14 protein-coding genes and 1 tRNA gene are annotated in these 17,540 nt (G+C 46.8%); 6 read left to right on the forward strand and 9 right to left on the reverse strand.

Going from position 1 to position 17,540, the window contains the following annotated elements; genetic code table 11:
* The first annotated feature begins 62 nt into the window (after window positions 1-62).
* The 5 genes from B5M13_RS20575 to B5M13_RS20595 all read left to right on the forward strand — a co-directional run bounded on the left by B5M13_RS20575 (window position 63) and on the right by B5M13_RS20595 (window position 5,113).
* Window positions 63-1,130, forward strand: a complete 1,068-nt coding sequence (locus tag B5M13_RS20575; protein ID WP_080057449.1) for a glycoside hydrolase family 43 protein — start codon at window positions 63-65, stop codon at window positions 1,128-1,130.
* A 79-nt stretch (window positions 1,131-1,209) separates the two neighbouring features.
* Window positions 1,210-2,358: a cellulase family glycosylhydrolase gene (locus B5M13_RS20580; protein WP_080057450.1), complete on the forward strand. Its 1,149-nt coding sequence runs from the start codon at window positions 1,210-1,212 to the stop codon at window positions 2,356-2,358.
* Window positions 2,359-2,542: 184 nt separating this feature from the next.
* Window positions 2,543-2,616, forward strand: a tRNA-Asp gene (locus B5M13_RS20585).
* Window positions 2,617-2,743: 127 nt separating this feature from the next.
* Window positions 2,744-4,114, forward strand: coding sequence for a hypothetical protein (locus tag B5M13_RS20590; protein WP_080057451.1), 1,371 nt, complete (start codon window positions 2,744-2,746; stop codon window positions 4,112-4,114).
* Between the two features lie 228 nt (window positions 4,115-4,342).
* Window positions 4,343-5,113, forward strand: a complete 771-nt coding sequence (locus tag B5M13_RS20595) for an SDR family NAD(P)-dependent oxidoreductase (protein ID WP_080057452.1) — start codon at window positions 4,343-4,345, stop codon at window positions 5,111-5,113.
* A gap of 19 nt (window positions 5,114-5,132) precedes the next feature.
* Here the strand turns inward: B5M13_RS20595 and B5M13_RS20600 are convergent, their stop codons facing one another.
* From B5M13_RS20600 to B5M13_RS20630, 7 genes are all read right to left on the reverse strand, one after another.
* Window positions 5,133-6,248, reverse strand: coding sequence for a hybrid sensor histidine kinase/response regulator (locus B5M13_RS20600; protein ID WP_080057453.1), 1,116 nt, complete (start codon window positions 6,246-6,248; stop codon window positions 5,133-5,135).
* Window positions 6,249-6,296: 48 nt separating this feature from the next.
* Complete coding sequence (locus B5M13_RS20605) at window positions 6,297-10,046, reverse strand: PAS domain S-box protein (RefSeq protein ID WP_080057454.1); 3,750 nt, start codon at window positions 10,044-10,046, stop codon at window positions 6,297-6,299.
* A gap of 34 nt (window positions 10,047-10,080) precedes the next feature.
* Window positions 10,081-10,824 carry a response regulator gene (locus tag B5M13_RS20610; protein WP_080057455.1) on the reverse strand — a complete coding sequence of 248 codons (744 nt, stop codon included), beginning with the start codon at window positions 10,822-10,824 and terminating at the stop codon, window positions 10,081-10,083.
* 464 nt (window positions 10,825-11,288) lie between these two features.
* Complete coding sequence (locus B5M13_RS20615; RefSeq protein ID WP_080057456.1) at window positions 11,289-12,140, reverse strand: M12 family metallopeptidase; 852 nt, start codon at window positions 12,138-12,140, stop codon at window positions 11,289-11,291.
* Window positions 12,130-12,549, reverse strand: a complete 420-nt coding sequence (locus B5M13_RS20620) for a response regulator (protein WP_170061166.1) — start codon at window positions 12,547-12,549, stop codon at window positions 12,130-12,132. The genes B5M13_RS20615 and B5M13_RS20620 overlap by 11 nt, the downstream gene beginning before the upstream one ends.
* A gap of 359 nt (window positions 12,550-12,908) precedes the next feature.
* A complete protein-coding gene (locus B5M13_RS20625) occupies window positions 12,909-13,661 on the reverse strand; it encodes an SAM-dependent methyltransferase (RefSeq protein WP_080057458.1) in 753 nt (250 codons plus the stop codon).
* Window positions 13,662-14,112: 451 nt separating this feature from the next.
* Complete coding sequence (locus B5M13_RS20630) at window positions 14,113-14,958, reverse strand: SMP-30/gluconolactonase/LRE family protein (RefSeq protein ID WP_080057459.1); 846 nt, start codon at window positions 14,956-14,958, stop codon at window positions 14,113-14,115.
* 241 nt (window positions 14,959-15,199) lie between these two features.
* Here B5M13_RS20630 and B5M13_RS20635 point away from each other — a divergent pair, with 241 nt between their 5' ends.
* Window positions 15,200-15,571: a hypothetical protein gene (locus tag B5M13_RS20635; RefSeq protein WP_080057460.1), complete on the forward strand. Its 372-nt coding sequence runs from the start codon at window positions 15,200-15,202 to the stop codon at window positions 15,569-15,571.
* Window positions 15,572-15,636: 65 nt separating this feature from the next.
* Here the strand turns inward: B5M13_RS20635 and B5M13_RS20640 are convergent, their stop codons facing one another.
* Together B5M13_RS20640 and B5M13_RS20645 are read right to left on the reverse strand one after the other, a co-directional pair.
* Window positions 15,637-16,098: a RidA family protein gene (locus tag B5M13_RS20640; RefSeq protein ID WP_080057461.1), complete on the reverse strand. Its 462-nt coding sequence runs from the start codon at window positions 16,096-16,098 to the stop codon at window positions 15,637-15,639.
* A 189-nt stretch (window positions 16,099-16,287) separates the two neighbouring features.
* Complete coding sequence (locus tag B5M13_RS20645; RefSeq protein WP_080057462.1) at window positions 16,288-17,535, reverse strand: amidohydrolase/deacetylase family metallohydrolase; 1,248 nt, start codon at window positions 17,533-17,535, stop codon at window positions 16,288-16,290.
* Window positions 17,536-17,540: the final 5 nt, after the last annotated feature.

Consider the following 17,540-nt stretch of genomic DNA (forward strand, 5'->3'; position numbering starts at 1 on the left):
TCGGAAAGGGGAAGGGGTAAAAGGACCAATTTTACTCTTTATGGATAGAAACCTCTTCCTACATGCTCATGACTGCCTATTCTATTGGCGGGCACCTTACTCGTCTGTTACGTTTACTGCTCCTGCTAACGCTCACCCATCCCCTGGTGGCTCAGCGGACCTTTACCAACCCCATCAAAAATTCAGGCCCCGATCCCTGGGTGCTCCAAAAAGACGGCTGGTATTACTATATGAATACGACCGGTCGCAACCTGACACTCTGGAAGACCCGGAACATAGCCGACCTTGCTACAGCCGAGAGTAAAGTAGTCTACACTCCACCTGCGGACAAGCCCTATTCCCGTGAACTCTGGGCACCCGAAATCCATTTTCTGAACGGCCGCTGGTATATCTATTTTTCTGCCGATTCGCTCAATAATTTATCCCACCGAGTATGGGTTATCGAAAACCAATCGGCTGATCCGATGCAAGGCGAGTGGACCATGAAAGGAAAAATTGGCGATAAAGAGAACCACTGGGCCATCGATATGTCGGTCATTGATTTTAACGGGCAGCTTTATGCGGCCTGGTCAGGCTGGGAAGGTTCAACGAATGGCCGACAGGATATTTACATTGCCCGACTGAAAAACCCCTGGACTATTGATGGCGACCGGGTTAAGCTGTCTCAACCAGATCTCCCCTGGGAACAGCACGGCGATGTGCCGCAGGCGTGGCAGAAAAATGGAGAAGTGCCTAAAATTTACGTCAATGAAGGCCCTGAATTTCTACGGCATAACGGCAAGCTATTTATTGTGTATTCAGCCAATGCCTGCTGGCTCGACTATTGTATGGGTCTGTTAACCTATAGCGGTAAAGGCGATCTGCTCAACCCCAAAAACTGGGCTAAAAGTCCCACTCCAGTTTTTCAGCAAGCTCCTGAAAATGATGTCTGGGCGCCAGGGCATGGTGGTTTTTTCCGCTCGGCCGATGGCAAACAGGACTGGATGATTTACCATGCTAACCCATCAGCAACGGATGGCTGTGGCAACAAACGCGCTCCCCATATCCAGCCATTTACCTGGAATACCGACGGATCACCTAATTTTGGCAAACCTGCTCCTAAAACGCCCATGCCTGTACCAGCAGGATAATGGATAATGCATAACGGTAGCCTTTTCATTATCCATTATCCATTTATAAACTCTCTGAAACAACCCTAATTAGTACATCATGAAGCGATTTTCATTTGTAGTCCTTTTCCTTATCTCCACCCTCGCACTTGCGCAACCCACCGCACCAATTGCCCGATGGTCAGCTGCCAAAGCCAACACCTGGTATGCAAAAGAGCCCTTTCTGGTCGGTTCCAACTATATTCCAGCCAATGCCATCAATGAACTCGAGATGTTTCAGGCCGAAAGCTTCGACCCAGCTACGATTGACAAAGAATTAGCTATGGCACAAAGCATCGGCATGAACACAATGCGGGTATTTCTGCATGATTTACTTTGGCAGGATGCGGCTGGTTTTACCAAACGACTCGACCAGTTTTTGAGTATCTGTGCCAAACATAAAATCCGGCCGATGCTGGTTCTTTTTGATTCGTGCTGGGACCCACTGCCCAAGCTTGGCAAACAGCATGAGCCAACGCCTGGCATCCATAATTCAGGCTGGGTGCAAAGTCCGGGTGCAGAAGCCCTTTCCGACGTGTCGCAGTATCCCCGGCTGGAAGCGTACGTCAAAGGCGTTGTAGGTGCGTTTAAAAACGACAATCGGATACTGGCCTGGGATATCTGGAATGAGCCAGATAATGGCAACGACAATAGTTATGGCCAAAATCACACCATCAAAACCGAATTACCTAAAGCCCGTAAAATCGCCATCGTTACCCGATTACTGCCTCACGTATTCCAGTGGGCACGAGCAGCCGGAGCTACTCAACCCCTTACGTCTGGCGTATGGATTTACCGGAGCCCCGAAGACTGGCAAAATGCGGCTAAATGGTCGCCGATGGAAAAGGTACAGTTCGAAAATTCAGACATCATAACATTCCACCAATACTCGAAACCAGCCGATCTGGAGAAAGTTATTCCAGCGCTGGCCTCGCTCGGCCGTCCGGTAATCTGTACTGAATACATGGCGCGGGGTGTCGATAGCAAATTCCAAACGCACCTGCCCATTGCAAAAAAAGCGAAAGTCGGCATGATCAACTGGGGCTTTGTAGCAGGTAAAACGCAGACATTCCTGCCCTGGGATAGTTGGCAGAAACCTTATGTAAATGGTCGCGAGCCCTCAATCTGGTTCCACGAAGTATTTAAACAGGATGGCACCCCGGTCGATGCAGCCGAAGTCGCTGCGATCAGGCAGGCAACGGGGAAATAATCAGGCGTTCTTCAAAAATTTTCAAAAAAATTACGACGGTGAACCACTTGATTCCCAACGAATAGACACAGAAGTTTGTTGTTTCGCCATTTTTTTTCAACGAACCGCTTGCACAGAATACCCTAAACGCCTACTTTTGTGCCACGATTTAGGAAGACGGCAGCGTCAAATAAATCAAAAAGTTGGTTCGGTAGTTCAGTTGGTTAGAATACCTGCCTGTCACGCAGGGGGTCGCGGGTTCGAGCCCCGTCCGGACCGCAAAAGAAAAAGCACTTGCCGCGTAAAAGCAGTAAGTGCTTTTTCTTTTGCGGTTATTTAAGCGTACAAACGTGTTAGATTCCTGAATTACATTTCTTTGCTAGATAGCCACCTCAACTCTTCCTCTATGAAACTCACCTCTATTTTTTTATGCGTATTGTTGTCTGTTCCAGTTTGGGCTCAGACAAACTATATAGCCACTTCACCACTTTCGACTACACCAGGTATTTACAATACGCTCGTAGGCTATGGAGTAGGTACGGTCCTCTCCTCAGGATCCTATAATGTGTTTACGGGCGTTAATACTGGCTTGTCAACGACTACAGGCTCATTCAATACGTTTCAGGGGGCATGGGCCGGTTATACGAACACAACTGGCGACAACAACACATTCATAGGGCATTCTGCAGGTGAAGCCAATACGACTGGCTCTTACAATGTCTTTATAGGCTATAACTCTGGTCATAAAAATAAAGATGGCTTCTGGAATGTATTTGGAGGTGTCGAATCAGGCTTCAGTAATACCAGTGGTTCATTCAACACGTTCCTGGGGCATTTTTCAGGAGCTTCTAACTCTACAGGTGTGGAGAATGCATTTTTTGGTTACAATGCAGGCGGAGGGAGTTCAACTGGCAGCTATAATACTTTTTTAGGTACAAGAACAGGTGGCGGGAACTTAGCCAACTATAATACCTTCGTAGGTCATCTATCCGGCCAAAGTAATACGACAGGCCTGGAGAATACTTTTCTGGGAGCCTATTCAGGAGCTAACAATTCGCTGGATATTCAAAATCTGTATGTAGGCTTTAAGGCAGGATCGTCAAGTATCGCAGGAAGTAAAAACACGTTCCTGGGGCACAATGCAGGGATAAATACCTTACAGGGAGATAACAACATCATTATTGGCCAGAATGCCGGAACGAACATTATCACAGGAAATGACAATGTATTGATGGGCTACAATAGTCAGGCAGAAGACGGTTTGCAAAATGCCATTGCTATAGGAGCTAATAGCTTGGTAGCGGCCAGCAACGCGCTAATTCTGGGTAGTGGCGTAAACGTTGGTATTGGTACTTCTGCCCCAACGAACCGTCTGCAGATTGTTAGTGAACTCCCCAATACAAGCGGACTAACACTAAGCCACTTAACCAGTCAGAGCAACCCCAGCCAGTCTACTGATCAGTTTTTAACGGTCGATGAGAAGGGCGAAATCGTGAAGGCTCGGTATGTGCTACACATTCAGGAGCCTTCTCAATGGAGCGATCATGTATTTAGCCCCGCCTATTCCCTTAAATCGCTGCCGACCGTTGAAGCGTACATACACCAAAATGGACATTTGCCCGATATACCTTCCGCAGAAGAGGTAACCAGCAAAGGCGTTGATCTGGTTAAGCTGAATACCCTACTACTTCAGAAGATTGAGGAGTTGACGCTCTATAGCATCGAGCAGGATAAGCGAATAAAAGCACTCGAAAGGCAGCTTCGCAAAAAACGCTAACAGCTGGCCCGGCAGTTAAGCAGACGTTTGGTAACGTTGCCTACATTGGCAGATAAACCGGACGGAGTCGATAGATTGATGGAAGATAGCTCAACATTCCCCTCCTTCAAGTTGGGCTTTTGGAAAATATTTACGCAAAAACAGAAACACTTTTGACTACATTGCACGCCCTACAAACGTAGAAACGGCCAGACCTATCCTTAGCCTGACCCAAAGCGGCCTAAAAACATGTTAAACAAAATTGCCATCGTAACCGGTGCCGCCAGGGGTATAGGTCTGGCTACTACAAAGTTATTCCTGGAAAATAACTGGCGAGTCGCGATGATCGACCGCGACGAAGCCGCACTCCAGCTAACTTCGGAGCATCTAGCCGGTACGCTGCCCATCGTGTGCGATGTTTCTATTCCCGAAAGGGTTCAGGATATGGTGTCGAAAGTACTGGTTACGTTTGGGCGCATTGATGCCCTGATCAATAATGCCGGGGTAGCTGTTTTCGAACCACTCGAAAAAACAGACTTCGACAGCTGGCGCACCATTATGGCAACTAACCTGGATGGTGTCTTCCTTTGTTCGCAAGCCGTTATACCGGCTTTGAAAGAAAGCCAGGGTTCTATTGTCAATATTGCCTCCATTTCGGCACTTCGGGCGAGTACGTTACGAGTAGCTTATGGCACCTCAAAAGCCGCGGTGGTTCACCTGACCAAGCAATTGGCGATTGAATTGGGGGATTATGGCGTTCGGGTAAATTGTGTTTCACCAGGTCCGGTTAAAACAAAGCTGGCCGAAGCTGTTCATTCACCCGAAATTATCAAAGCCTATTATGATGGTATTCCGCTAAATCGCTCAGCAACCGAACAGGATATTGCCGAAATGGTCGTCTTTCTTTGCTCGACAAAGGCCTCTTTTATCACCGGCCAGATGATTGCCGTCGATGGAGGCTTCGATGCAAGCGGTGTCGGCTTACCAGCCCTTCGGGCATCCAGATTGCGTTTTACGTAAGCGTCTTGCTGGCTTTATTTCAGACTATAGTGGCCTGCTTATCCAGTTGCAACCATATTGACACAGTCGTCTCATCGTCCGATTTGCTGGCAATACACAGTCGGCCCTGATTCAATTCTAAAATCCGTTTGACAATCGCCAGGCCCAGCCCGAATCCTTGCTGCTCGTATTGCTGACGATCAAACTGGGTGTAGGGCGCGATCTGGTCGTAGTAACATGCCTTAAAGGGTTGCCCTTTATTGATAAACACAAGTCGATACTGGTCGCCATCGCATGCGCCGGTCAAACGCACTTTTTGTGTGCAGTCCGAGAACTTAAACGCGTTATCAATCAACTCTTCCAGACATAGGCGAAGGCTATCCTCCGAAATTCGAAGCGATACAGATTGGATACTGAGTTGGTAGCTAAGTGTCCGGTCGAGTCTATACAACACAGCCTGAACGATGCCCTCGACCTGCTTAGCTGTAATACAGCAACTACCTTTCGAAAAGTAAGCGTAGGCGTTGGTACGAGATGCATCGATTTGCTGTAATGTATCCATAAGCTGAATGTTATCCAGGGACCGTTTCAACCGCAGGCCACTTACTTTGACCATACCCATCATTTCGACCGTTTCCTCATCGGATAACTGCTGATAATCATCCAGGACCAGGGATGATATACTGATAATACCAGCTAGAGCCGTATTGTACTCATGCGCAGTTACGGAGGCTAGTTTGTGGCGAAACGTATCGATCTGCGTTTTAAGCTCTGCTTTCCGTAAATCCTCCCGCTTCAACCGACTTTCAATTGTACGCAGCAGATTCTGAAAGGTGAACGGCTTTGTCAGGTAATCATCGGCCCCCAGGTCCATACCTCGTCGCATATCGGAGGTATCCGATTTGGCGGTAAGGAATATAAACGGCACATTGGCAATCAGGCGATTGGTACGGATCACCTCAAGCACCTGGTAGCCACTCAATTCCGGCATCATAATATCGCAAAGGATCAGGTCTGGAGCGTGTAGCATAGCCTGAGTTATTCCCTCCCGGCCATTGGTAGCGGTTTCTACCTGGAATCCCTGCAACGTCAACAGCTCTTCTACATTTTCGCGCATCTGAACGTCGTCTTCAATGAGTAGGATTTGTGTAGCCATGTATTCAATCTAGTTTGGCAATTTGTTAATGAATTAAAATTCAGCCCATTAAGACCTGATCAAAATCGATTCGGTCGCGTTGACGGGTAGCGAAATCGTACAAGTCGTTCCCTGCTTTTCCTGGCTCTGAATAGCAAAATGCCCCCCATGCAGTTCGATAAACTGCCGGGCAATGACCAGGCCCAACCCTGTACCTGGAATGCCACTTGTGTTGCTAGCCCGAAAGAAGGCTTGAAACAAGGCAGATAGTTCTTTTTCAGGAATCCCAATTCCTTGATCAACTACCTCGAAAACAAGATGTTGCTCGTCGAAAATAAGGCGCAGCGTAGGATTGCTTTTCGAAAATTTGAAGGCATTAGACAATACATTGACGATGACATGGCTAATCAGTTTATCGTCGACATACACCGCATGCGGAACGCCTACTACGCTGAAATCGACAGCCCGGTTATCGTTCCGATGGCTAAAATGAGTAGCAATTATTTCTTCACATAGCAGCACCGCATCGACAGATCGGGGAGAAAAGCTCACCTTTTTGGACTCAATCCGGCCGATTGTCAATATATCAGTAAGCAATGCACTGAATTGCTCGATCTCTTTTTCAATAACGGAGAGGTGTTTTTCAATAGATGCCCTGGCATTGGGAATGGGCAGATCCAGGTATAATTTGATTAAGTCCACACTCGACTGAATAGTGGCCAAAGGGGTTCGAAACTCATGCGAGGCCGTAGCTACAAACTGCGACTTCAGTTGGTTCAGCTCCTGTTCCTGCCGGAGTGATTGTTGTAAAACCAGTTCTTTTTCCTTCTGGCTCGTGATGTCGTTGGCAATGCCAATCTGCCGTGTGACGGTACCTGTCTCGTCGCGAATAATAAATGTACGAACCGACATCCAAAATAAGGTACTATCCGGCCTGACTCCCCGGCACTGGATACTAACTTCCTCCCCTACTTCATACAGACTAATCGCTTTCGCAACAGCCGGTCTATCCTCTTCGTAAATGGTATCGAGAAACGAAAAGGGGTTTTCGTATAAGCTCTGACAGCTCCGGTTCCAGATGCGTTCATAGGCCGAATTGACATATAGCAACCGAAATGGGTCTGTTGCATGAATCCAGAAGACCTCATCTACATTATCGGCAATATCTCGAAAACGTTGCTCACTTTCCAACAAAGCCGCTTCAGCCAGCTTTCGTTTGGTTACATCCCAGGCAACGCCAATCGCCCGTATGGGTTTTCCTTTTTCATCCTGGATTACTAAACCATTTGCTTCAATGTAGCGCACATTGCCATCGGGCCGGATAATCCTGGATACGATGGATTGCTTGCTATTTTGCGCTCTGGAAAACGTAAGCTCCTGAAAGGTAGACACATCATCGGGGTGAATTATAGCCAGGAACTTCTCGAAGCGCCAATCAGGCTGACGATATTCCTCACCGAAAATCTGCCACATCTGATCATCCCAGAATAAAGAGTCTGTTATTAAATCTTTTTCCCATAGGCCCTGTCCAGCCGCCTGAGTGGCTAATTGTAGCCGCTGATTCAGGCTACGTAGCTGACTTTCGGCTTCCTGCCGCTCGGTAATATCCCGAGCCGATCCGTATACTACCTGATTGATTCCGACCGCATTCCATTCAATGATCCGGTAGGAGCCATCTTTTCGTCGCATTCGATTGATCTGATTACGAATCGGCTGTTCCAGAATCGTTTCTAACAAATTTTTATAAACAAATTTCTGCTCATCAGGATGAATGAGCTGCAAAAAAGGAATACGCATGAGTTCGGTAGCCGAATACCCCAGCGTAGCCTGAAAGGCCTGATTAGCTGCCCATATATTCCCTCGGCTATCGGCAATACAGTGCATATCCAGCGACCCTTCAAAAAAGGTGTTCAGTTCCTGATTCGTTTGCTGAAGCTTTAGTTCGGCTTTTTTCAGGGCCGATATGTCAGTAGATATACCCACATAGCCAATGAAAGCCCCACTATCGTCCTGCAAAACGCTAACGGCTAACAGAATAGGTACCAGACGGCCAGATTTGGCACTGGCGACACATTCACAATAGAAAAAGCCTTCGGCAGCCAGTATCTCCGCAAACCGGGTAGCCGGACGGGCATCCTGAGTAACCGATCGATAGACAACGACGGGTAAGGGGTGTTCAGTTGTACCGGGTTCGAGGTAAGTCTGACGACCAATTAATTCATCAGGCCGATAGCCTAGTAAATATTCACAAGCCTGGTTGGCAGTCTGGATAACCCCATTCATATCGGTCGATACGATCGCTTGCCCGGCATGTTTTAATATAGCCTGATGGAGGGTTGACAAACGTCGGATTTCCTGAGTTCGCTCTTCTACCCGCCATTCAAGCAGTTCTGTATAGCCCTTTAGCTGTTTATCCAGTTGCTGCTGGCGTAGGCCAATGGCTAACAGGCGTCCTACTTCCTGCGCAATCTGAAGGTACTCCTCCTTAAAGAAATGAGGGGTTACCGACATCAACGTAAAGGCCCCAATACAGTCTTTCTGGCTGTATAATGGAATGGTGACCTGTGAACGAAAACCGTTCAGGCTAGGTAATAAATCAGGAGGTATACCGGTTGTGTCGGTCTGTACATCCGGGTAATAGATCAGTTGAGTGGGTATCTGGTTTTGCAGGAATCGCTCATCAAAGTAACGGGCTGGCACCGCCAGGGTGGGGTTAGTTTCCAATTCCCCCTCAATTACCCGGCATTGAGCTTCCGCCAGCCCTGTCTCCCTATTGATTTGAAATACCGAAATCCGATTACAGGGCACCATGGAATACATATATTGCATGGCAATGGACAGCGGTGGCTGATCATTTATTCGGGAATTGAGCAAGGCCTGATCAATAGCATGCAGGCCTTCCAGCCGATAGTTTACACGTTGTATGGCTGCTTCCTGTTGCAATCGCAGGAGTACATTAGCAATTAACGTACTGAATGTCTCTAACAGCGATATATCGTTTTGGTCCCAGCTATGCGGTTTACTGATTGTATAAAACCCGATAAACCCCTGCGTTTTTCGCTTCTGAATCAAGGGAACGGCAATCATTGAATACACCGAAATGAAATCAAAGAAGGCCTTTTCCTGAATCTGATCCGGCGTAAGTTCGTTAATCTGTAAGCGGATAAATTCGCCATTTTCCAGCTTTGGCCGCATCCAGTCGAAGCACTCCTGGGGTCGGTTCTGAATTTTAGCTTTCCTTAACGAATGCCCAGGTGTACACCATTCGTGCATGCAGTAGCCTTCCTGATAATCGTCGGAGTACATAAATACCGATGCCCGTTCAGCATCAATATACTCGCCAATCTCTTGCAGGGCTTTACTAATATACCGATCAGCCTGATCGGTTTTTAGGGTAATGAACCGGCTGGAAATGGTCGAGATGATTGACTCCATAGCCAAACGTCGCTGCAGACTATGTTCATATCGTTTCTGTTCACTGACATCCTGAATAGTCACTATGATCTGGCCACCCATTGGAGTTAACGTAATATCCTGCCACAGGCTTTCACCAGCTTGCTCCTGCCGCTTACCCATATGCTGTGGCTCACCCGTCTGGAAACTAGTTTCCAGCGATCGAATGAACTCCTCTCCCAGCGTATTTATACTGATCATCTGGCCTGTAAGCGCTTCCTGGGTTTGCCAGACCATGTGGGCAAACGCCTTATTAACCAGCTTATAGCGAAAGTCAATGAGTAATCCCTGCGCATTCTGCACCGGCTCTACGAAAGCAACTCCCTGCGACGAAGTATTAAACCAAAGCGCCAGATCCGTTTCCATTAGCACATACTAGTATTCATGCAGTAGTCTGATTTTAAGCAGATAACCAGTTTTTAAAGTAACGAAACCGTGCTTTCGGCAAAATCACTTCCTGATGTTTGCCCCCTGCTTCTATTAATAAGCAGTGCTTACCTTTGTCCCAATACGTATAGTTCAGGATGCTTTTCCGGTGCAAAATAATATGCCGATTTACCCGAAAAAACTGGGCAGGGTCTAGCTTGGCAGTCAATGTGTCGAGGCTTGTATCGATCTGGAACGCACCTAATGGATGATGGACAAAGTACTCCCGTTTATGGGTGCAGAAATAACTACATTCGTCGATGCGTAGAATCATGTACCCTTTCTCATCGCGTCCCCGAATCGTTTTTAAGTACGGACTTACAGCACCAGTATCCCTTCGCTGCTCATAATTCCTCTTCAATCGACTCTCTATTGCATTCAGCAAATCGCGGAGCAGAAAGGGCTTTGTCAGGTAATCATCGGCTCCCAGCCCCATCCCTTGTCGCAAATTTGCCATATCTGCTTTGGCAGTTAAAAAAATAAATGGAATATGAGCCGTATCCGGGCAGGTGCGGATACTCTCCAATACCTGATAACCGCTTACGCTGCCCATCATTATATCGCACAGAATCAGGTTGGGAAGCCATTGACGGGCTTGCTTCAAACCCGTTATGCCATCTTCAGCGGTACGTACGTCATATCCATTCAATGCCAATTGCTCAGCTACATTCTCCCGGATTTGTGCAACATCGTCAATTATGAGTATTTGCTTCAACATGTGTAGATAAGATACAACGCGAACTACGCATTCGCTAGCTATCAGCCACTGAATGCATTGACTAAACCCAATTATGTTTGTTGAGTTGCCAGCGCCCGGAGAATACTCTATGTCAGGCAGCCTGAGAGGCTTACTTACTATGTCTGCAGAAAAGAAAAGACATTGATCGCTGATTGATGAGGTCCATTAATTAAGGGGATGGTCTCACGTTTACGAACAATCCATTAAGCAAATATATTTACATAATTTTCAATAAAAAAAATACAAGTAATCCTACTAATTGGTAAGTAAAATAAAAATACCACTAACAGAAAATACATATATTCATATTTACCATATTCTAGATTTGTTTCTCTATATGTAAAATACGTATTAACTGATAACTATTAGGTAGTCATACCCTGTCCTTACGTACTCAATATATGTACATAAAAGCTTCCACTACTAACGCCTGGGAACCTACTCTAAGGGTACATGGATTTTACCGTATTGATATCTAGTGCCGACAAACCCTGACGCTGACTTATAAACGTCGATCCATCTTTTCTTGTCATCGTCGGTAAACCATTTCTCGAAAAGTCATAGGAACCGTACATCATGATTGAGCTTAAATCCAGCTCCCCTGCGTAATCGAACCCATCCATTCCTCGTTGAACGTACGTCTGGAAATCGGACTCATAACCAGGCAGTATATTAGCTGTATTTATGGTAACGTACACATCCCGGTCTGCCCGGCTCTGTTCGTGCCACAACCCAATGGTGTGACCAATCTCATGAATCGTATTACCGGTGGTGCACATACTCGACAGGTTTATGTATTGGACACTGCCGATATATCCCACGTTGGACGAGCAACCTGGACCAGGTCGAAATAAGACATACCCTCGCTGGGTGGTACGGAGCACAAACCGAATTGGAGTATTAGCTTCCCAGTGAGCAATCGCGTCGGTTACCCGAGCCTGATTGGGGAGTGCTGGATCAATAGCGTAATAAACGATTTTGTTGGGCCAGCGAGAAGATACTTTCGAGCGGCCGGTTCCCTCTGTATGCAGATCGGCTGCCCCATTAATCGAGTCTGGCTTTATCAGGATATCGCTCTGAAAAACTGCCTGACCGTTGATGAGGGAATACGCAATTTCCTCCCCATTCAGCATACCTGTTTCTGGTAGCCCCTGTTGAAGAGGGAATGCTTCTTCAGGACGGGTAACGTTTACTTTTGGGCTAACTTCCTGCTCTTTTTCAGTTGTATTCTGCGAGCAACTCAGTAAGCTACAGACAAATGCATAAAGCAATATAGAGATTAATTTAGTTTTCATGGGTGGTTAGTGGCAAGATCATTAACGATGTCAATACGTCTTCATCATTCTGGTAAAAACTAGATTTATCAAGGAATACGGAGCAGCCTAATTCCAGGCAACGCTTTCGGGCGAGCCTGTCAGTCGAAGCACTGTAAACGATAACAGGTATTCCTTTCCAGTCAGGATCGCCTTTTAGCAGACGTAATACATCATATCCAGACAGGATAGGCATAGACAGATCCAGTAAAATCAGATCGGGAAACCGGGAATCCAAACGATGGGTAAGCTGTGTAATCAGATCTGCGCCATCGCTAAAACAGCGGATAGCATACGACTCAGTTTGTTCGTCAGAAATGGATTGCGCCAGAAAATGCTCATCCTGGTCATTATCAACCAGATAAATCAGTGGTTTGTGGAATGCATTCATATGGTAGGTCACGAAAGTAGTTACGGTGAACATGTAGTCTGCGCTAATGGGCAATACACACAGTTATGCCCTATCGAATGGTTGACTAACGAATCATCCGATAAGGCTAACCTAGTATACACCCTCATAAAAGTCTACTGACCATCATCCGTTCATGCGTGAAATGACCCTTTTGCCGGATGAAATGACCTAAAACAATTTACCAATCACTTACATATCAATACAGATAGTTACTACTTATCTATATTTCACAACAAAAAATCACCTACTTGATCCATAGCTTACCCCCTCGATCAAAACAGAGCAGGCGGTACTGATAGGTCGGTACCGCCTGCTCTGTTTTGATCAACCCATATAGCCTACATTTTCTCGGCAACAAGATATACTTGTGGATCACCCATTTGGTAGACGATCCCGTCGGTTGAGTTATAGACCGCTATTGTTTGTAAGCCGAAGTTTGCCAGCAGCCGTTTCATCTCAGCAAGCGTATACACATAGTGTTTGAAGTAGTGGGTTTCCACCTTTCCTGCTCTAGTATAGGTAAGTTCTGTAGTCAGGCAACTCTCGTCGATGTTATATCCATTGTGAATATCCATTAGCAGGTCGCCCAGAACGTACTGCTTCGTACGCGGAAAATTAGGCAAAATGCTTTCGGCGAGCAGGCCCGAATTAATTACTAATCGCGATCCCGGCTTTAGAGCCTCAGCCACTTTACTGACAAACACCTGCATGCCCTCGTGCGCTACGTACCCAAAGCTATTTCCTAAACAGTATGCCCCATCAAAACCCAAAGGCAACTCTATTGTCAGAATATCACCCAGAATCAGGTTCATCGACAGTTGTTCAGCTGCCAGTTGATTGCGAAGAGCTTGCATAAACTCAGCGGAAATATCCACACCTGTCAGGTTAAATCCTCGTTTGACTAGTTCGACTGCATGCCGGCCAAATCCGCAGGGAATATCCAGTACGTTAGCACCGGGGGCGATTTCCAGTTCTTTGACAAGGAAATCAACTTCACGCTGTGTCCATTCTGGCGTCATGGCTCTTTCCCACATTTCGCAGTTCAGGCCTGCAAAAAAATCTTCGTACCAATTATTTTTAATTGTTGTCATTGTCTTTATTAACAGGGCCTTAGCCCATTAGTAGTTAGTTTAATTGAAATCAACGGACTAGACCTGAGCAAGCCGCGTGGGCTGGTCATTGGTCTAGTCTTATCTGCAAGCATACAGAAGCCAGCCATAGCAAAGCTGTCCAGGAAATACCCAGCTAAATCTGGCTATACGTATCAAGGCAAATCGGAGCCAATCGAACGGTTGACGGTTAACTGGTCAATCCGAATCGGCTCAACTGAAGGAAGATAAACGATGAACCCGCGTAGGGTTCTCAGGCCATGGTAGGCACCGGCAGTGTATTTATGTACAGAGCAAAGCTAATGAATTCGTTTGTCAGAAACCCTATGCTCAATGACTCAATAGCTACTGATCCACCTTAACGAGGAATACAAATAAAAACACCCCGAATGGCTCATAACCGTTCGGGGTGTTTACTCTGGTTTTAGTAGCGCTATTTAAGCGAATACGCTTTTACTGTATTGTGAAAAAAAGTTGGCACATAAAGCATCTGGTTACTGGAGCTATAACCAATGTCGGCCGAATTGATTTTCTCTTTCGACGTATCGAGTTTTAACTCCGTTTTGCCATCGGGCTGTACGTACCAAATCTTCCCCGCCCATTCCGTGACGACGTATTTTTTGTTACCCAGGGCAACGATCCCATCGATTCCGCCCATACCCTTAGCCAGCGTTGTCAGTTGTTTGGTAGCCGGATTCATTGACAATAACGAGCCGTCGCCATTACCAATCAGCAGTTGATTGTTTTCAAACAGAAGGCCGTTCGGCCCCTTAAGCGGAGCGCCTGCCAACACCAGACTTGGTTTGCCACCCGTAATGGCCCAAACCTTGCTGTCATCTGAATCCGATACATACACAATGCCTTTCTGGGTATCGATGGCAATATCATTCAGGAACTTAGCCCCTGCTACCGGATACCGATTGAGTATTTTACCTGTTGCCAGCGACACTTCAGCCACCTGATTCATCTCGGTAACGTACAGTTTGTCGCCCAGAATACCCATCCCTTTGGTGGAGTTGAGACCTTCGGTGAATTTTAACTTAATCACCTTGCCATCCATGCCCACTTTGGCGAGGTAGCTACCTTTGTTTTGCAGGGTTGGGTTTCCATTGATGCAGGCTACGTACAGCACTTTTTTGGCAGGATCTACCAGCACGCATTCAGGGGTTCGGAGCGTAGTATCGGTTTCCCAAACAGGTTTTAAATGAATGGTTTGTGCCTGAGTGATCGTAGAGCAGGCAATCAGACTCATACAGGCGATAACGAGTGTTTTTCTCATCGATTGGTTGGTTTTGAGGAACAAATGAAAGCTATCTCATAATCGTTGATATAGCGCGGCCAATCTATCGAATTTTCGCCAATAAACACATCTGGCCTAGCCAGTGAAAGCCTCTTACACCCTATATCCGAGTGAATGGTAATAGCTGGTTCACAAAAAGTCTTTCTGGCAGATGCAACCCCGCCCAAACGATTAACATCTACGCTATAAAACAGCTTAAACCCGTTAACTCGTTTTACGAATGACCCGTTCTCTCTTATCCATTTGCCTGCTTGTGTCTATCAGTTCATGTTCATTTACCAGACAGTGGCAGGGCACCTCAAACGCCCAACAAACCAAAGCCACTTTCAAGGAACTAACTGGCCGACAGACATTCACGCTTCATGTGCCCGAAAACGATATTTATCTGGCCTATCAGTTTATTGAAAGCGATGGAGAAATGTCGGCTTCCGTAAAATCACCTTCGGCTACCGTTTTCCATAAGAGAATCGGCGCATCCGAAGCCAATACATTGCACCTGGTCAATCAGAAAGGAGCTGAATACAGCGTGACAATTAAAGGGAAACGGGCCTCCGGCGCGTTCGATGTTCGGTTCGTAGCCACGTCGAATTAATAGGTCGTATACCCTCCTCCAACCCCTCTCCTGTTTTAGGAGAGGGATGCAAAGCAGGCTAGAAATTAGATATAGGCGATGCAGTCCATTTCGACCAGTGAATCGCCGGGAACACCACCATACACGGCTACCGTTGTACGAACAGGAGGTTTGCTACCAAAACGGCCTTTGTACACTTCGTTCATGGCTTTATAGTCGTTCAGATCATGTAGGAACACATTGACTTTCAATACCTTTTCCATCGATGACCCGGCCTTGATCAACTCTTTTTCCAGTTCTTTCAGTACTTCGTCGGTGTGTACTTTAATATCACCCTCTTTGTGATAGCCCTTTCCGGCCACAAATACAAGATTACCCAGCTTGGTAGACCCCGAAAAGAGAGGCACATCCTGGTGATGCTCTACATTAAACACTTCTTTTTCAGGTGCAGCTTCAGCGGCCACGGCTTTCGTAGTAGCGCCCAGCCCAATCGCTCCGGCGGCTGATGCGAAAAGGCGTTTTAAGATGGAACGGCGTTCGGTTTTCATACGATTTAAAAATGTTTTTTATGTTTATCAGATGGTTGCAGGATGGGGTTTCTGTTTCATTTAAACCGCGAGGACGCAAAGGCGCAAAGAGCCAATTATCGACTTAAGCAATCACACAAAATTTCGTTCAATTTAAATTTACGCAATTGCTTATAGAACCTTGCGTCTTCGCGTCCTAGCGGTTTGTCATCAGTTTAAGCCCATCGGGCTGACGATCCCATTCAGGTCATAGACGATCTTTCCGCCTTTGATGGTCATTTCGCATTCAAACTTTTGTTTAGCCATTAGTTTATAGCCTGTTTTATCATACAGGCCAAAATTACCCTGTCGCATACTCAGAATAGCCACATCGGCAATGGCTCCGACCGAGAGATGCCCCAGGTTTTCGCGTTTGATGACCTGCGCCGGAGTCCAGGTGCTGGCCCGGATCACACCAGGAATATCCTCTCCCATCGCTACGAATTTCGACATGATACTAAGCATGTCTTTCATGGAGCCATTCATACTGCCTGTATGCAAGTCGGTACTGATGGTGGTTGGATAAAACTTGCTTTTGATAGCCGGAATCGCCTGCGAGAAATTAAAACTAGCTCCACCATAGCCCACATCAAACACAATACCTCGTTTGCGGGCCTCCCAAACAAACGGTTTTACGGTTTTGGTGTCTTCATCCACAATTGTTTCCCGGACATTGTTGGGCAATAACGTATAGGTGTGCGTAAAAATATCGCCCGGACGCAGGTGCTTCAGAAACAGGTCTTCGAGAGGCAATGGGGGTTGACTGCCACCGAAATCGACCATGACCGGCATGCCTGCCAGCGTGCCAGCCTCCACCGCATGATCGACAGGCGCCCAGCTTGCACCCTGAAAATGAGCCACTTTAAAACCAACCACATCGTTCTTATTCTCCATGGCCACCCGAGCCGCCTGTTTCGGGTCCATGTCGGTAGTGTCCTGCTCGAATTTGCCCCCCCGCATGCCCTCGCCTACAATATTGAGGAACGACAATACCCGCGTTTTGGCCGTTAGGATGATGTTCTGCTTGAAGGTTTCAAAGGATTTCCAGCCTGCCCCCCCAGCATCAACAATGGTCGTAACACCCGTACGAAAGGTGAAGCCATCGGGCGCTACGGCCGTAGCGCCATTGCTCAGGTAATGGTTGGGTTCGGTTCCGTAAAATACATGCCCATGCAAATCAATCAGGCCGGGAGTTACGTACATACCTTTCGCATTAACCACCTGTCTGGCCTGACTGGCGTCAATAGACTTGGCTACCTGCACGATTTTACCGTCTCTAATCGCTACATCCATCAGGGCATCAATGCTATTCTTCGGATCGATCAGGCGCCCACCTTTAATAAGAATACTATACAACTGAGCATCAGCCGTATAGCCTGACATATAGATAAGGGTAAGGAATAGTATAAGCTTTTGCATACGCT

The organism is Spirosoma aerolatum (assembly GCF_002056795.1).
GTDB classification, from domain to species: domain Bacteria; phylum Bacteroidota; class Bacteroidia; order Cytophagales; family Spirosomataceae; genus Spirosoma; species Spirosoma aerolatum.

Excerpts from the sequence above, each read along its gene's own strand:
- B5M13_RS20575 (WP_080057449.1), top strand. The coding sequence starts at position 63 with ATGCTCATGACTGCCTATTCTATTGGCGGGCACCTTACTCGTCTGTTA.
- B5M13_RS20580 (WP_080057450.1), top strand. The coding sequence starts at position 1,210 with ATGAAGCGATTTTCATTTGTAGTCCTTTTCCTTATCTCCACCCTCGCA.
- B5M13_RS20590 (WP_080057451.1), top strand. The coding sequence starts at position 2,744 with ATGAAACTCACCTCTATTTTTTTATGCGTATTGTTGTCTGTTCCAGTT.
- B5M13_RS20595 (WP_080057452.1), top strand. The coding sequence starts at position 4,343 with ATGTTAAACAAAATTGCCATCGTAACCGGTGCCGCCAGGGGTATAGGT.
- B5M13_RS20600 (WP_080057453.1), bottom strand. The coding sequence starts at position 6,248 with ATGGCTACACAAATCCTACTCATTGAAGACGACGTTCAGATGCGCGAA.
- B5M13_RS20605 (WP_080057454.1), bottom strand. The coding sequence starts at position 10,046 with ATGGAAACGGATCTGGCGCTTTGGTTTAATACTTCGTCGCAGGGAGTT.
- B5M13_RS20610 (WP_080057455.1), bottom strand. The coding sequence starts at position 10,824 with ATGTTGAAGCAAATACTCATAATTGACGATGTTGCACAAATCCGGGAG.
- B5M13_RS20615 (WP_080057456.1), bottom strand. The coding sequence starts at position 12,140 with ATGAAAACTAAATTAATCTCTATATTGCTTTATGCATTTGTCTGTAGC.
- B5M13_RS20620 (WP_170061166.1), bottom strand. The coding sequence starts at position 12,549 with ATGAATGCATTCCACAAACCACTGATTTATCTGGTTGATAATGACCAG.
- B5M13_RS20625 (WP_080057458.1), bottom strand. The coding sequence starts at position 13,661 with ATGACAACAATTAAAAATAATTGGTACGAAGATTTTTTTGCAGGCCTG.
- B5M13_RS20630 (WP_080057459.1), bottom strand. The coding sequence starts at position 14,958 with ATGAGAAAAACACTCGTTATCGCCTGTATGAGTCTGATTGCCTGCTCT.
- B5M13_RS20635 (WP_080057460.1), top strand. The coding sequence starts at position 15,200 with ATGACCCGTTCTCTCTTATCCATTTGCCTGCTTGTGTCTATCAGTTCA.
- B5M13_RS20640 (WP_080057461.1), bottom strand. The coding sequence starts at position 16,098 with ATGAAAACCGAACGCCGTTCCATCTTAAAACGCCTTTTCGCATCAGCC.
- B5M13_RS20645 (WP_080057462.1), bottom strand. The coding sequence starts at position 17,535 with ATGCAAAAGCTTATACTATTCCTTACCCTTATCTATATGTCAGGCTAT.